Below are 15319 nucleotides of genomic sequence, written 5' to 3' on the forward strand. Positions count from 1 at the left end.
TCGGACGATGTTACTGTTGCGCCCGCGTCATTTGTAAGCTTTTGCCATCGGTCGAGCAGTCTAATCGCGTTGGTCTTGGTCTGCTCCCTCGTCAAGCGCAAAAGCAAATAGGTCGCAAGTCCGGTCATAGTTCCCATTACGGTGCCCATGATCGTATTTCTGGCGATTTCGAGCTGGTCAGCTTCGAAGTTCATGCACTTTCACTTGCCGGCCCGACACACCGACGTGTTAATACATATCATTCGCGTCGATAAGTGGTCGTCAGAATGGTCGTCAGAATCCTTGTAAAACGGTGGAAGATTTGGGATATTTGGAAGCGTGTTCACTCGATTTTAGCCGGGGATATTGCTGAGAAAAGACTCGCTCACACGGTAGTTGTCCCCGGTTCGAGTCCGGGGCCGCCCACTCGCAAATTCCCGAGTGATTTCTTCATCTGGAACACTTGCTTATCGAATCGGACGTCAAAGTTCGGTTGACTAACGTGAGTTACTTTTCGCTTTGCAGGCATCCGCCGTTCTTTCGATGTCGCACGGTAGGGGTCACAGGAAAAGTTTCGAAATTGGCTTCGAGATTTACGAATTGAAACTCCTTCGAAAACTTCGCATTGACCCAGCAATTCGGCGATGCATAAAGCAGCTCATTGGAAGACACGCGAATACCATTCCAAAAACGGTCCGTTGTTGATAAGTCTCAAGCGCTGATGAACTGTTGGGACTTCTATGTGGCTAGCCTTCTTGGGTCGGGCAGGTGCAGGCGCATAAATAACCATTTGCCAAGTCCTTGCTGGCGGCCCAGAATGTACAACGTATCTTGTTCCGGCATAACGATCAGTAGCATTTCGCTTTGCGAAAAACAGTGGCAGAACGTAGGTATCTAACATTGCTGCATGGTCTGGCAGGAATGTGAAGGTAATGCTCTCTTGAACAGTCGAGAATTCGCAACTACTTCAGCGTGACGATTTGTTTCTCGAGGAGCGTCTTTATGGCCTCGGGCTGTTCGATCGACAAAGAATCAAATGCCTTGGCGCAATCTTGCGCAAAAGTGAATGCCGGTTTGTAGCCGGTGCATCGGTACATTTGCCTGCCTGAGGAATCGGCAAAAATCAGCGTCGGGTAGGCGCCGCCTCCATATTTTTTTTCGACGTCTTTATCTTCGCAAGCTTTGACGATCACGAAGCGCGACAGAAACGATCGAATCCAGGGATCGTTAAGCGTTTCTTTCTCCAGCATTTTACAGGGACCGCACCAAGTGGCGGTCATCATTACCATCAGTGGCTTGTGCTCCGCCTCGGCCCGCTTTAAGGCGGAGCTATAATCACTCTCCCAATTAAGCTCCCCTTCCGGGGCAGCTTTGCCCACGTAGAAACCTAGATCGGATTTCATTAAACGCAGCTCGCCCATGTCTGTGGGATGATCGGACGACAGCATCACTATTTTTTTATACTGATTGACGTGGTCCGGTGCGGTGGCGAACACCGTGACTTCACTGGGATTGAGCCCTTCAACCGTGAACTCACCCGCTTCGGACACGGGTACTGTGATGGGTTTTGGCCAGCTCGCCCGTGGAGAGTATCCGCCACTGGGAGTGTTCAGTGGTCCCATTGCCGTATCTACATAGAGCTGGACAGACTTAAAGTCGGATGATCCGTCCAATGCAACGGTTCCTTTGAGCGTGACCCGCTCTTCGGGCGGCAGTGGCCGAAGGACGACCTTGTCGACATTCGCCAAGCTGTGTTTGTAACTTGAAAGCTGCACGTCTAGATCGCGATAGCCCCGTGCACGAAAACAAATCGGCAGATCAATGCTTTTGATCTCGTCCGCAAAATAGCCTTCCTGCAGAATGGGCATTTGCGCCTGCACCATTTCCGGCTCGATTTTCCCATCTTCGACCACCAATTGCCCGATAACAATGCGTCCCCAATCGCCTGCCGCCAGTTGAGCTCGTCCAACGCGCAAGAAGAGTTGCGCCGCTAGTCGCTCTTTTTTTTGATCCACGATCGCGTGGATGTATTTATTAACTTCCGGGTGTCGTTCGATTTGGTCCAGCGAGCCGAGAAGTTCGCCGGCCAATTGATCAGCCTCGGGTCCGGGCTTGGAGAGCTGCTGGTCCAGCTTGTCAATCAGTCCGTAAATTTGTTGCATTTGGCCGACGGCGGTGACCAACTCTTTAACCAGTGAAGGCGCTGGTTTCGGATCTTCCGCCACTGCGTTTGCGGCAATCGCAAAACTAAGCCCCAAAATAGTAAACGTCGTCATCAAATTCTTGGCGTTCATGCTTTACTCCTCGCGAAGTTTTGCCACTGCAATGGATGCATGACAAGGAAAGATATGGTAGGTGTTGCACTGCTTACATCAACACACGCCAAGACAGGCCATTCTTTCTCATGGTTGTAATAATTCTTCGATTTGCTTCTCCGCGGGGTGGTGATTGATCATAGATAACTTCCTAAAGCCAGTTTCAAGACCTCGTTTGCCAGCAATGCCTGCATCGAGTTTCGTTGAAACAACTTTGATTGTTCGGAAGGCAGGTAGGTTTTGAAATCCGCTCTAGAGCATTGGCGAATCGTTTCAGTAACGCTTCGATCAATCGCGCCTGCGCGCGTCAGAGGAGACTTTCGCTTCACGATTGAACAGGAAGTACTAGCCAGTTCACCGGGCCGGCAAAGAGGGAGCCACAGGCGTTGCCCGATTTACAACCTCGCGCGCCTTATCAGCGGGCGGATTATGGTCATCCAGCAGCGACGCGCCCGAGAACCCGAGGCCATCGGCGTCGTTGATCAGCACCTTAGTTTGGAGTTGTGTGATGTCACCTTTGGCCTTGCGCCGGCGTTCCAACTGGCTGCGAAGATTAGTAACGCGCGCTTCCAGTTTCGATAATTGAGATTCGCGGATTTTCAGGTCTTCATCGAAATACTTCGAGACCGCGGTTTCCAATTGCTTGGCAAGATCGGCTTTCGTCGGCTCGTCGACGGCCTGACGGAGTTGGTCTGTCAATTGTTTGATTTCCGAGCGAATGGCGGCGATGGCTGGGTCGCCGCCAGTGCTAGTGGAATTCCCATTCGACGAATTACTGGCGCCAGAAACGCCTGATACGCTCACGCTGGCGGAGTTCTGCCGGCTTGGCAACCGTGGCGCGCTTGACGTATTGGTGCTGACGCCAGAGTCTTGACTTCGGCCTGAATTGATCGCCATCGCTCCGCTGGCAATGCCGATCGCGATCAGGGCAGTCATTGGCTTGTTCATGGTTTTTCTCCTGTGAAGGATTTAAGAGGTAAAGCGTCGTTCGATTCATGTGTCCAGCGTTCCTCCAAACGGGCGGCTTCCGCAGCAGCGGCCTTCAGCCCCAACTGCCACGATTCGCCCAACGATAGAACTGATAGCGATTCTTCAGATGCACTGCTTTCAATCTGTTGCACTGATCGGTTAATCGCTGTCAGCTCGTCCGCAATGCGGGCCATATCGGCTTGATCGGCGCGGAACCGACCGGCGAGGACTTCATTCGCCACGGCCAACTCTTGGATTTCAAGTGGTTTGCCCGCGCGCCCAGCATCAGCCTTTGGACTCAGCCAGCCTGCAAGCCAGCCGACGGCGACAACGGAAAGCAACACACTGGCGGCGGCCAAAAGCTGCCAACGCCTGCGGTTTAGTCTTCGTAGCCAGCGGCGCCCACGCCAAGGCGATGGCTGTTGGATGGCGGCCAAAGCCCGCGCAAGCGACTGCTGCACTTCGTCGGCCGCGGCATAGCGACGACCTGGCTTCTTTTCGAGCAGCCGATCGATCACGTCAGCTAGTTCGTCGGGAACTCTCGGGTTGATGTTTTGCACGTTTCGATGCCGATCGTGGCAAATCCGGTGCAGCGTAGCCATTGCCTGCTCGGCCCGAAAGGGCGGATGCCCGGTGCTCATGAAGTAGAGCACGGCTCCCAGACTAAACAGATCGGACCGGGCGTCAACGGATCCCCCGCGCGCTTGCTCGGGTGACATGTAGTCTGGGGTGCCGGCAATGATTCCACTGTGCGTAAGCGTAGCATCGTCGGCTGCGCGCGCTAGACCGAAGTCGGTCAGCATCGCGCGTTCCACGCCGTTCTCCAGCAGAATATTCGCGGGTTTCACATCCCGATGAATCACGCCTTGATCGTGAGCCGCCGCGAGGCCGGCTGCTGCTTGCAAACCGATCCGCAGAATCTCTACGGCAGCCAATGGTCCTTCCTGATCCACGCGTTGTTGCAGTGAGCGGCCAGCGATGTATTGCATTACGAGATAGGGCGCCACGTGCTCGGATTTGACATCGTGAATTGCGACTACGTGCTCGTGGACAATCGAGGCAGCCGAGCGCGCCTCGCGAGCAAAGCGTTGCCGCGCCGGACCACTGTGCGCCAAATGTGGCGCCAACACTTTAATGGCCACTGGGCGGTTCAATTCTGTGTCAAAGCCTTTGAATACAATGCCCATGCCACCGGCGCCAATCAGTTGCGCGATCTCATAGCGACCAAGCCGGCCGAGCATTTCCGGGTGTGATGGAGGCGCTAAGAAGTCGAGCTTCATGGGCCGAGTGGATGCGGGGGGTTCGCAATCGGAATCGCTCCGTTCGCCGGTCGTTTTCGGCATGGTCTCTTGCTTATTGCGGCGAAGCATCGTGCGCACGTTTGCCCAGTCGCCTTCCTCGGCCGCCAATTCCGCAAGCCTCTCTTGGCAGTGTCGGCACGATTCGACATGGCTTGCGGAGTCTTGGTATTCGGCGCTTTGTTCATCGCCGAACAGCAGCACTTCAAGCTGCACATCCTGACATGTAGGCTGATTTCTAGAATCGTTCATGGCCGCCGATTTTGCAGAAGTCTAATTTGCCGCATCTTCAATTCGCCGAACCTCGATCCGCAAGCGCGCGATCACGCGGTTACGAGCAATGTAAACCGCGCCGATAGAGAGGTCCAACCGCCGGGCGACCTCGGCCATCGGCTCGTCTCCAATAGTGCTCAGCCAGAACGCCTGCCAAGTTTTTTCCTTCACTTCATTCTGCACATGCTTCGCCGCACATTGAAACACAGCACGCTGGTATTCAAGCTCGAAGAACTGCGACAAAGCCTCTTTCCGATTGCATTGCTCGTCAAACAGTGATTGCATTCCTGAATTCCCGGTGCCCCACACTTGGTGCTTGCGACGGCTCCGAAAATTTACTGAGAGGTTCCTGGCAATCCGAAACAACCAATTGCGAAAGCGGCCACGCTGGGGATCGGGCGCCCAGCGCTCAACGGCCCGGGCAACCGCCAACATGGCCTCTTGCGCCAGTTCCTCTGCGTCCGCGTGTTGGAAACCCTGACGGCAAGCCAAGTGATAGATTGCCGGCTGATATACGCGCACGAACTCATCCCAGGCCTGGGCATCGCCGCGGTTGGCGATTCTCAGGATGAGACTGGCTCTGGTCTCGGGGAAATTCGTCATAGAGCGAGTCGTTGCCATCAGCTACTAATATAAACACACGGACCAAGACCTGATCTTTCTCGCATAAAAAATCGCGCTCGCAGAAAACAAGAAATGACTGAACATGGTCGTGTAATCGCCAATATTGCAAGAATTTGCCACAATAAACGAGAGAGTGTGGCAGGCGTGCTTTAAGACCGCTGAAGTCATCGGCTTACTTAGATGACAGTGGGTGGTGCTCGTGTGTCACCGCCTCCACGCTGCCTTTGCGTTGAACCAGGCGGATTTGCTTGCGATTACGTTCCGATCGGGTTAATGGGGCCGCTGGATTTGACTTTGTTCCGGAAAGACTTGGTTTGACGACCGTCGACGCCAGACGTCGCGTTGGCCACCAATCGTCGGGCGATCGAGTGTCCAAATTCGTGTTGGAATTCAAAGTGCCAACAAACGTCAAACGCGAGATTGTTGACATTCCGTTCCGCCGAGGGGGACCGCCGTCTTAGTCCATGCATTTCATTCGCGTCGATAAGTGGCCGTCAGAATGGTCGTCAGAATCCTTGTAAAACAGTGGAAGATTTGGAAGAATTGGAAGGATCTTGATTCGATTTTAGCCGGGATATCGCTGAGACAAGACTCGCTCACACGGTAGTTGTCCCCGGTTCGAGTCCGGGGCCGCCCACTTACAAATCGCAAAACCTTTCCAGGTGAAGGTTTATGTTTTTCTCGGTGGCAATTCCAACCGAGTCTGTGCGTTTCGCACGGTAGGGGTCATAGGACAAAAGTTTCGAAATTGACTCGTACCTACGGACTGAATTCCTTCAAAAACGTCTCATCGTCCCAGCGCTTCTGGGCGATGCGCCCGACGCGCACAAGGTAGCCCATCAGAAGGTTAGCAGACGATCGTTCCAAAAATGGTGGTTTGATGAACGGTTCGGAGAAATTCACTTGCCTACTACCTTTAGTGCGCCGACGTTCGCGCAATTGTAATTACAGTAAATCGCTGTCGAGGCCAGCAAATACTTCATCGCTTACGGCCGAGATATCGTTGTCCGTCCACAGGTCGGTCATTGGCGAAGGGTCGACAAACGAATCCCGCCGCGACTGTGCGACTTACGCTTCCCGCTCCAGCATTGGGGATACGTTCGATCCATTGCGCAGTACCAGCACCTGATGTTACTGTAGGAGAAACCACTGCTGCCTTCGTTGAGGCTGCGAACAATTCATCTAGGCCCAGCGCGATAGACGGGGTTGAATTTATGGTCGAGGCCGAGGCAGTTTGATTCAATACAACCGCCATTCCGGCAGGAGCAGTACTCACGACGCCCATGTTGGATTACACCAAGATACGCATTCACTTGCAAAAGTGACCATCGGGAACCGGTCGTATTCCGTAAGCTCCATCGGCTTGTTAGAAATGTTGAAATCAATTCCCAACGGTGCAACGGAGGGGCCGTCGAAGAAGTCTTATCAATGAGAATCAAGCAGCCGGGCGGGGCGACAAAAACATGATTCGACGCCCCAAATTAAAGACGGAGAATCAAATGCCGGCACAGCCACAACCGGTTCATGCCCCGCCGCCACGGCCGATCAAGCCGTCGATCCCGCCGCGATAAAATTCGCGCGGTATTATTCTCGCGTGGCATCCTGCAGCGAGCGGATTTGCACGACACGTTCGCGGAGTTTTGCAATCTGAATCTTGCAAGTCTCAATTAGCCGCTCGGCCGTTTCGATTTGCCCTTCCATTTGAGCGATCATCAATTCCAACTCGGCTACTTGTTCATTGTTACTCATGGGTGGATTATAGCCGAAATGCGAAGTCGCCGCCGCCCTCTTATCACCACCACGCCCAGCACGAACGCACTAGGCTCGGGGACGGGAGTAGTTGATCCGCCCCCAGAGAGGAGAAGATTTAACAGCGATTGCAAATCGGCGTTCGTGAATTTGCCATCGCCATCGAGATCACCGATGAGCAGTAGTTGCGTATCGCTAAGATCAGGGGCATAAATCGCCTTGTAACTGTTGAGGTTTGTCAGCGCCTGCTCCATCGGCAGAATGTCGGCAGCGTCGATGTGGCCATCCCGATTAAAATCACCGGCCAAATAGGTAGCCGTCACGCTTATCGTGCCCGATGTGTAAAGCTGCGAAGTGTCCCATACGATGCGGCCGCCTAACGTGGGCAAGTTTAGAGTGGTAAATGTGGTTGCGGTGAGGGTACCCTAATCGAATTCATGATTGCTAAAAAAAGCCCCCTGACCCGCCCCCGCAAGGCGGCCCCAGTGAGGGCTTTAAAGTACAACGATGCAAACTTTCACAAAACCGACCATTCGCCTGCCAACAGATTCACTGACACGTCTCGATCCACGGCGATTCCACGCAACCAGCGTGTAAACTGATGAATCATCAACCCCGCGACGATGCTAGCGGCGTACAGCGTGCTTTGCACTGTGCAATTGCCCGTTTGGGCCTCGGTCGCCGAGAACAATGTGCTCGGATAATGACGCCGTCCCTCGAGGTCCGCGGCCACCAGGATCCTAAGCACTTCTCCCAGCATCCGGCCGTCGGCCCAGAAGCGACAACGGCTTTGAACGGACCGCCAAATGGCAGCCCTCGTATTGATGGAATCGACGCAACAAAAGACCACTGCGCCAATTTCAAGCTTCGGTCGATATCGATCCCGCATCGGGGTGATGCAAATTCCAGGATCAATTCGGTTAATCGCCGCAGCCGTCGCCAGCACCTTCGATTGGCCGATGTCTCTGGCGGCATAGCCCTGGGTGGTAATATTAGTCAGCTCGACCGTGTCAAAATCCACTAACCCCCAGCCGCCGCACGCCGAGGGCCGCCAGTTGCAAGCCCACTTGCCGTCCGATAGCGCCAGCCGCAGCCGGCGTTCGCGCAGTAAGGCAACGGCTAACACGGCGGTTGCTAACGATAGGACCAAGACGACGCTTGCATTCAAGGTGGGCCTCCTTTTGGAATCAAATTTGGATGGGCTGATGACTCGAAGGAATCAATCAATTTCGACTGTCGTGAGAGCCTCGGGCGGAACTGAACGACGATGAGTGCAGTTCGTACTCATGGCCATAATGGGGTACTGCGCAGCGGACATGGATTAGACCGCCATGCACATTCCACTGCAGCTCGTGTCGTTGAGGTAGGCCAAGAGCTATGGGTCTTCCCACTTAATATGCCAGCAAAACCGGCCTGAATTTAGATGGCAGGTTTTTAGGATCACCTATATCGAGCGCCGCACTGAAATGCTTCGGAAATGAAGAGAGAGCCGACAGGGATTCGGGCCAGGTGATTTCTGGGGCGCTTCCATTTGCCAGGTGAAACACCCGCGGCTAAGATAATTGGCTGTCCCTCCCTGTGAGGAGGCTAACTCAAAACTCAATGAAGGAATCCCTGACGGCCCGATAGCGGCCAAACTGACAATTTGAACGACGCGCGAGCGTCAAGAAACTGCTTTCCTCAAAACCGCCAATCAGGGGTGAATAACCTCTGGATCTACAGAAGCAGTGCTTGGACCGCGCTCCCGCAAGGGAGCGACAGCCCGTCGGACGCAATGTGCGAACACGCTAAAACAGATTGTCTTAGGGAGCCTGCTTGACGCAGGACTTCGTCAAATCTAACTATAATGTGGCATTATCAGATTTGGTAATCTGTTGATTGCGCCGCGGCTTTGCAACGCAATTGCCGCGAAGTAAACGATGCAAACGATTTCTTCGGGGTAAAGCGGAAGCAAAGACGATCGATCATTTAATCAATACAGACCCGACTTGCTTATTGTTTCTCTACCGGCGGTAAACCTACGGCTCCCACGTCGGTATGCGTTAATGTTTCCCAGGCCATCAGATGATTGACGCCCGTCGGTCGATTTTTGGCAATCACCGCCGCGATCTTTGGTAGTTCAAAGCCCATGCGATTGTGGAAATGATTATAGGCAATTTTCCAAGTTGGGTGCTCGTGAAAGCTTAAGTTTTCCGGCGTCGGCGCATGGTTTGGCGGCAAGAACTGTGCTTGGTATTCTAGCGCCGCCATGATGCGCTTGCCCTGTTCTTTGTACAAATCGATTCCTTGCTGCCGAGCGGTCTCGGCGGCATTTACCATTGCAGCAAGTCCCAGATTGGCATGCTGCGAATCACGTACGCTTTCCTGCAACAGTCCGTCGACCAGAGGGGTCGTCTTTCCTTTATTTCCCCAAATGGGCATTTCGTCGTGATTGGCCGCTTTGAGGGGCGTGGGACCATCCGTGGTTAAGTAGATGTATGCTGGCGCTCGGCCGCGCCACATTTTGATGCCGGCATCAAACGTGGCGCGGTCGTCATTGAATACGCCAATGTTAATCAGCGCTTCGCTCATGGCCAGTTCTTTATTTCCGTTTTCACCGCTCCCATTGACGATGGAAGGCAAGTATTGCTTGACTAGCATATCTTGAAACTGCGCAACGTCGTCCGCACTCCAGCCACCAGAGGTATATCGAATGATCTCCGCCGCGCGCGGCCATTGCTCGGCACACCATGCCGCTTGGATCGGTCCGTTAGAATTCGTGTGCCCGCCGTGCAGATTCCCAGACCAGGCGTTCATAATCGCGATGGCGTTTCGGGCGTACGTTTCGTTTCCGGAAATGAACCATAACAGCGCTTGAGTGTACGCGGCTTCGCTGTCGTGCTGTTCATCCTTGCAGCCCAAATCAGGGCGCGAATACGAACCGCATTCACAGGTTTTCCAAGCATGAGGCATATATTGAAGCGAGCCCAATTCGCTCGCTTTGGCTGCTTCAAATGCGGATTTCCATGGTTCTGCCTGTGCGGCAACTTTCGCTTTAATGAATTCCAATTGCTGCAGGTTGACCAAAACGCCAGGATGAAAAAAACCTTCCGCCGATTTTTTGGCGCCCATCGTTGAAGTGGGTTGAGCCGCCGGTGGATTCTCCGCATATGCGAACGACATGCCGATTGATGTAAGCAGCGCGGCCGCCAATCTACGAACTACGCGATGAGAGATACGGCGCTCATAGCAATTTGAATTCATCGGTCACCTTTTCCATCCGTCAAATTTGGGTTGCCTTCAATGCTCTTTAATTGCATACAAATGCTTGTCGCCCCGCAAAAATAACTGCTTGCCCGCCAAGGCGAGCGAGGCATTGATTTGCTCATCGAGTTTATTCGTGGCGCGTATTTCGCCTTGGGCGCCGGCGCCCAGAACAAGGGTTGTGCCTTCCCGGCCCGTGAGATATATTTTTCCGGCAGCCCCCACGGGAGAACTGTAAATGGTGCCCAAATCTGGCAGCCGCCGGTCGCCATAAACCACGGCTCCCGTATCGGCGTCGAGACAATAAAGGATTGCGTTTTCAGCTTTCGTGAAATACAGCAAGTTGTCGCAAAGCAATGGGGAAGCAATGTAAGGAGAGGCCTTTTCAAAATGCCATGCAATCTGGTCCGATTTCGTGAGATCACCGTGGGCGGTTAATGGAATTGCATTGACGATGTAGCCCAAGTACCCGGAAGTGCAATAGACAATTCCGTTGCGCGCAACAGGCGACGGAATAGGGTTTTGCACCTGCCCGCCGCATTCCCAAATTTGCTGACCGTTTGTCAAATCATAGGATCGAGTACGGTTGGTGGCATTGATAATGACTTGGACCGCGCCGCCGCCTTCGACAATGAGAGGCGTGTTCCACGTTGTCCCCTCGCTGCGCGGCGTACGCCATTTTTCGTTCCCCATTTGCGTGTCGAAGCAAACGATGAACGATTCCCCCTCATGGTCCCAATTTACGACTAGTGAAGATCTATATAACGCCGGCGATGCTCCTTCTCCGAACCCGCGCTTGGTTTGCATGTGCCCTAGGCTGCGCTTCCACCGAAAATTTCCGTCCAGATCGTAGCAATAAAGACCTCGTGAACCGAACGACACATATAATTGTTGGCCGTCTGTAATAGGAGACGCCGACGCGTAGTCATGCGATGGGTGATGTCCTTCTTGCGGAACTTCCTCCGCAGCCGTCTTGCGCCATAGCAATTGGCCATTGTTGCGGTCCAGGCATAAAATGTCGAACTGGTAAACCGTGTTCGGCGTTGGAGTAGTAACGGGCTCGACGCCAGGCCCTTTTTTTCCACCACGGCGCGGGGCGGGCATTGCCGGCCGATCATTTACCGTAGAGTCGATTGCTGGGTCCGGCATCCGGTCGGTGTCTATGGCGGTCAAAATAAAAATCCTGTCACCCCAAACAATCGGCGTAGAACTGCCGGAACCAGGAATGTCTACTTTCCACTGGATATTCGTCGATTCATCCCAGTGAAGGGGTGGATCGGCATGCGGTGCAAACCCATCCGCATTTGGTCCGCGCCATTGGTGCCAGTTATCAAATCGCTCGGCAGTAAAACTGTCGGCTTGAGCGTGCGCGATCCACGCCAAGCACAGAAGCAAACTACTTAACGATCGCAAAGTCTGGAATTGCTGCAGCGAATTCGCCATGGAGGAGTGCTTGCAGTGGGCCGATTTGAAACGCAGAGATTGGAGAGTCAATTGTTCTGCTCGACAATCCAGATATTGCGGAATTGATATGCCGTGCCATGTTCTTGCAGCATGAGGGGGGCAGAGGTGACATCGGGCAGCCTTTTGGAAGCGCCTTTGCGCTCGCCCAGTTCAACATTGTCATGAATCAAAATGCCATTGAACTTGACCGTGGCACGAGCATTTTCTGTGGTCTTTCCGTCCGCGCCCAATCGCGGCGCGCGAAAATCGACATCGAATGTTTGCCATTGCTCAGGCGGCAGCGCGGCAATCTTGCTTGGCTTGATTGCCGGCACAACATTCTCGAATGTGCCGCAGGGAGTTCCTTCGGCGTCTCCAAATTTCTCGTTGATGCCCAGTTCGTAGCGCGTCATTAGAAAAATGCCGCCATTGGTTTTGGGACCAAGTAAGCGGAATTCAATGTGCAGCTTGAAGTCGCTGAACTTCTTCTTCGTGATAATGCAATTCATCCCAGGAACCACTTCCAGCACCCCGTCGGAAAGTATTTTCCAAGCGGCCGGTCCATCGCTTGCTTCCCAGTCTTTAGTTTTTTGCTTGGCCCAAGCGTCAAGATTACTGCCATCGAATAGCACGATGGCATTTTTTGGCGGCTGCACATTTAACGTGGACGATTCGACGGGCGTAGCGGCATCAGCGGGGCGACCAACCGCGGGCCGCATGAGCATCAAGCCAACACAGAATACAAAGCATGCCCGCTGCATCGTCGCGCGCTCCAAAGGATGTTTACTCAATGGCATTGCCTAAGGGATAAGAGTCGTTAATACCCAGCAGCGCCTCCCAAGGGCTGTCGACAGTATCCGTAATGGTTTGCTGATTTGTGCCGAAATCGCCCTGGATGCTGTTAGAAATGAAATGGACGCCGCCGTCCACCAAAAGAAAATGACAGCCTTCTGTGTGTCGGCTGGAAAAAGCGCGCTGCGCGTATGAATTGGCCTTTGGATCGACAGCGAGCGGAGTTGAGTAGTTCATTTGGTATTTGCCGCAACCTAGCACATCAGCCAAGCCAATTTCGGATGCCTCCCGTACACCGCGCACTCCAAAAACTACCGCCGCGTTGCCGGGAACAATACCGTCCCCGAGTGGTACTTCCCAGGACCTTTCCCCAACCATGGCCGTTTTACTGGTGCCGTCAATAATATCTTTGATGCGAAAGGCTTTATTGCAGATGAAAATGCCATTGGCGTTGTTGCCAGGAGGGCCGGGATCGCGCCGCAGCTCGGAACTGCTGTTAACGCCGACATAGCTTGATGTTGCCAGCGCATTGCCAATTCCGGAGGTGTTTTGAATTAATCGCTGATTGTTTTGCTGTGGAACTGTGCCATCGGATGGACAACGAAATCCGGGCATGTCTTGCTGCATATTAGCCAAGCGATCAGACGCATTCAGCGAGGTGGCCAAATCCATCGTTTTCACGTTTATGGCATTGTACGTTTGCTGAAATTCGACAAATGGCAAGATTTGCGCGGCCCAGCCCCAATTCCCCAAGTTGGTATCGGGCTTGACTGCCGGCGGCGTGGGGTTGGCCTGGATGATACCAGCCGGAAAATGTTTGTAAACGCCCTCATAATTTAGCAACGCCAGCCCCAACTGTTTGAGATTGTTCTTGCACTGCGCTCGCCGAGCCGCCTCCCGTGCGGCCTGAATTGCTGGCAGCAACAGTGCGATTAGCACGCCGATAATCGCAATCACCACGAGCAACTCGACCAGTGTAAATGCTCGAGATGTTCGGACCGTTCCCATGATGCGCCTTCCGTAATGGCGGGTTAGCCGCAACCAGCAAGTATGTTTTCCGTATCGCCCCTAGAGTCTGAGCGACGTATTCTCCCTGGCTTCGCATGAACCAATTGATGCGATCTGACGTTCCCTCAACCGCGGGCAGGATATTGCCGCATGAGACGACTAGATTCGCCCCTAACTATCGTAGAAATAGCACTTTCTGAGATGATTGGGACTTGCTCCAATGCCAAGGAGGAATCTGCCCATTATATTGCGGTCCATTTCCTGTCCTAAACCAAGGCCAATGAGCTATTGTAAATGCTGGAACAGGCCATTCGGGACAGAGCGGGGGCTTTGTGGGAGTTGTTTTGGTCGTTTCCACCGCATTGCATCTTTTGAAAGCGCATCGAATGTCCTTTCCGCACTGCGCTGCTGCGCTTCGGTTGCTGATCGCGTTTTGCTCGTGGCGAAGTCTTATCGGAACGGCAGCATTGATCGCTGTTTTGCAGATAGCAGGATCAAATCTGGTTGAGGCCGGACCCATAGTCATTTCTGGCTATTTGGCCGACACGGCTGGAAATGACAATCCATTTGAATATGTCCAATTGAAAGCCACGCAATCAATTGATTTTTCCGTGACGCCGTATAGTGTCGTGTGGGCCAGCAACGGTACCGCCTCGACCAATGGATGGGTGGAAGGGTTTGCCAGCAGCACGAGTTTTACCTACGGATTCGATCTTTCGTCGGGAACCGTCGCACCGGGTGGTGTTTTTTACGTCGGTGGCTCTGGAAAGACGATTGACGGAAGCGGCTCGACTGATATTTCTGGCCAAAATTGGATTCGTGCCATAAATACCAGCACCACCGGGGGCGATGGAGGCTTAGGAAATGCTTCCACGGCTGCGGGTGGAGTGATGGGAAATGGAGCGACCGCTGACGGACTTGCTGTCTTCGGCGGTCCGATTTCATCGTTAACTGCGACCACAATCCCCGTTGATGCCCTCTTCTATGGAACCATGGTTAATACTGCGTTGCCGCCGACGCCTCCGGGGGGCGGTTACACTGTATCAGATAACGACCATTATTCGTCGTCAGCGGTATTTGGAAATCCGTCATCGCCCAATAACACATTTCTTTTCCCAGACACTCCTACCAACGGCTATACGCAGCTAACCGGCACATACGACTTGGCGAACAATACCTGGGACGTGCCTCGTACGGGAAGTATTATCACGTTGAGTAAAACCAGTTCCCTGTCGTCCATTGATTCGCAAATTACGTTGGCGGTTCCAGAACCATCGGCGTTTGCACTGGGTGGCGCCTGTTTGCTAAGCCTCCTTAATGTAAGGTGGCATAAGAACTTGCTCTGAAAGTGGGCGTTATGTAGCTGCAGACCTGCCCGCTTCAGTATCCGAGCCTTTGAGCAATATGCCAGGATTGTCCGAATCCAGCAGCCTCAGGCTATTAAGAAGGGTCGGCTTATCTTTGCGCTGGCCAGCCAATTCGTATCGTTGCAAGCTCTAAAGTGCGTTCATACGCGTGCGGAGGAGCGGAGTTTGCAGAAAACACGCTGACTAAGGCACCGTTGGGGGAGAAAATCGATGCAGAATCAACAACTTATATGGTTATTCTGCGGTTCATCGACCAGAA

At 53.4% G+C, this 15319-nt stretch carries 14 protein-coding genes; 1 reads left to right on the forward strand and 13 read right to left on the reverse strand.

Annotated features, from left to right (window positions below; translation table 11 throughout):
• The 13 genes from VFE46_03575 to VFE46_03635 all read right to left on the reverse strand — a co-directional run.
• Positions 1-194 (reverse strand): hypothetical protein (locus tag VFE46_03575; GenBank protein ID HZZ27064.1); only part of this gene is annotated, 194 nt, incomplete at its 3' end.
• Between the two features lie 747 nt (positions 195-941).
• On the reverse strand, positions 942-2273 hold the full coding sequence (locus VFE46_03580) for a thioredoxin family protein (GenBank protein HZZ27065.1): 1332 nt from the start codon (positions 2271-2273) through the stop codon (positions 942-944).
• A gap of 375 nt (positions 2274-2648) precedes the next feature.
• Positions 2649-3242: a hypothetical protein gene (locus tag VFE46_03585; protein ID HZZ27066.1), complete on the reverse strand. Its 594-nt coding sequence runs from the start codon at positions 3240-3242 to the stop codon at positions 2649-2651.
• Positions 3239-4813: a serine/threonine-protein kinase gene (locus VFE46_03590; protein HZZ27067.1), complete on the reverse strand. Its 1575-nt coding sequence runs from the start codon at positions 4811-4813 to the stop codon at positions 3239-3241. Before VFE46_03590 ends, VFE46_03585 begins: the two co-directional genes overlap by 4 nt.
• Positions 4814-4834: 21 nt before the next feature.
• A complete protein-coding gene (locus tag VFE46_03595) occupies positions 4835-5437 on the reverse strand; it encodes a sigma-70 family RNA polymerase sigma factor (protein ID HZZ27068.1) in 603 nt (200 codons plus the stop codon).
• A gap of 780 nt (positions 5438-6217) precedes the next feature.
• Positions 6218-6361: a hypothetical protein gene (locus tag VFE46_03600; GenBank protein ID HZZ27069.1), complete on the reverse strand. Its 144-nt coding sequence runs from the start codon at positions 6359-6361 to the stop codon at positions 6218-6220.
• 681 nt (positions 6362-7042) lie between these two features.
• Positions 7043-7207 (reverse strand): hypothetical protein, encoded by a 165-nt coding sequence (locus VFE46_03605; GenBank protein HZZ27070.1) that lies wholly within the window; start codon positions 7205-7207, stop codon positions 7043-7045.
• Complete coding sequence (locus tag VFE46_03610; protein ID HZZ27071.1) at positions 7204-7596, reverse strand: dockerin type I domain-containing protein; 393 nt, start codon at positions 7594-7596, stop codon at positions 7204-7206. The genes VFE46_03605 and VFE46_03610 overlap by 4 nt, the downstream gene beginning before the upstream one ends.
• A 128-nt stretch (positions 7597-7724) precedes the next feature.
• Positions 7725-8375, reverse strand: a complete 651-nt coding sequence (locus VFE46_03615; GenBank protein HZZ27072.1) for a ThiF family adenylyltransferase — start codon at positions 8373-8375, stop codon at positions 7725-7727.
• A gap of 824 nt (positions 8376-9199) precedes the next feature.
• Positions 9200-10369, reverse strand: coding sequence for an alginate lyase family protein (locus VFE46_03620; GenBank protein ID HZZ27073.1), 1170 nt, complete (start codon positions 10367-10369; stop codon positions 9200-9202).
• Positions 10370-10486: 117 nt separating this feature from the next.
• The gene (locus tag VFE46_03625; protein ID HZZ27074.1) at positions 10487-11893 is read right to left on the reverse strand and encodes a PQQ-binding-like beta-propeller repeat protein; all 1407 of its coding nucleotides are present in this window, start codon (positions 11891-11893) and stop codon (positions 10487-10489) included.
• A 47-nt stretch (positions 11894-11940) separates the two neighbouring features.
• Positions 11941-12684, reverse strand: a complete 744-nt coding sequence (locus VFE46_03630; GenBank protein HZZ27075.1) for a DUF1080 domain-containing protein — start codon at positions 12682-12684, stop codon at positions 11941-11943.
• The gene (locus VFE46_03635) at positions 12677-13693 is read right to left on the reverse strand and encodes a DUF1559 domain-containing protein (protein HZZ27076.1); all 1017 of its coding nucleotides are present in this window, start codon (positions 13691-13693) and stop codon (positions 12677-12679) included. The genes VFE46_03630 and VFE46_03635 overlap by 8 nt, the downstream gene beginning before the upstream one ends.
• Positions 13694-14160: 467 nt before the next feature.
• Between VFE46_03635 and VFE46_03640 the strand changes: the two genes are divergently transcribed.
• On the forward strand, positions 14161-15039 hold the full coding sequence (locus VFE46_03640; GenBank protein ID HZZ27077.1) for a hypothetical protein: 879 nt from the start codon (positions 14161-14163) through the stop codon (positions 15037-15039).
• The last annotated feature ends 280 nt before the right edge of the window (positions 15040-15319 follow it).

It is taken from the genome of Pirellulales bacterium, from assembly GCA_035656635.1.
Taxonomy (GTDB): domain Bacteria; phylum Planctomycetota; class Planctomycetia; order Pirellulales; family JADZDJ01; genus DATJYL01.

Bases quoted from the DNA above. Each gene is read 5' to 3' on its own strand.
- VFE46_03590 (HZZ27067.1), bottom strand. From the start codon at position 4,813: ATGAACGATTCTAGAAATCAGCCTACATGTCAGGATGTGCAGCTTGAA.
- VFE46_03635 (HZZ27076.1), bottom strand. From the start codon at position 13,693: ATGGGAACGGTCCGAACATCTCGAGCATTTACACTGGTCGAGTTGCTC.
- VFE46_03595 (HZZ27068.1), bottom strand. From the start codon at position 5,437: ATGACGAATTTCCCCGAGACCAGAGCCAGTCTCATCCTGAGAATCGCC.
- VFE46_03580 (HZZ27065.1), bottom strand. From the start codon at position 2,273: ATGAACGCCAAGAATTTGATGACGACGTTTACTATTTTGGGGCTTAGT.
- VFE46_03585 (HZZ27066.1), bottom strand. From the start codon at position 3,242: ATGAACAAGCCAATGACTGCCCTGATCGCGATCGGCATTGCCAGCGGA.
- VFE46_03625 (HZZ27074.1), bottom strand. From the start codon at position 11,893: ATGGCGAATTCGCTGCAGCAATTCCAGACTTTGCGATCGTTAAGTAGT.
- VFE46_03605 (HZZ27070.1), bottom strand. From the start codon at position 7,207: ATGAGTAACAATGAACAAGTAGCCGAGTTGGAATTGATGATCGCTCAA.
- VFE46_03620 (HZZ27073.1), bottom strand. From the start codon at position 10,369: ATGTCGTTCGCATATGCGGAGAATCCACCGGCGGCTCAACCCACTTCA.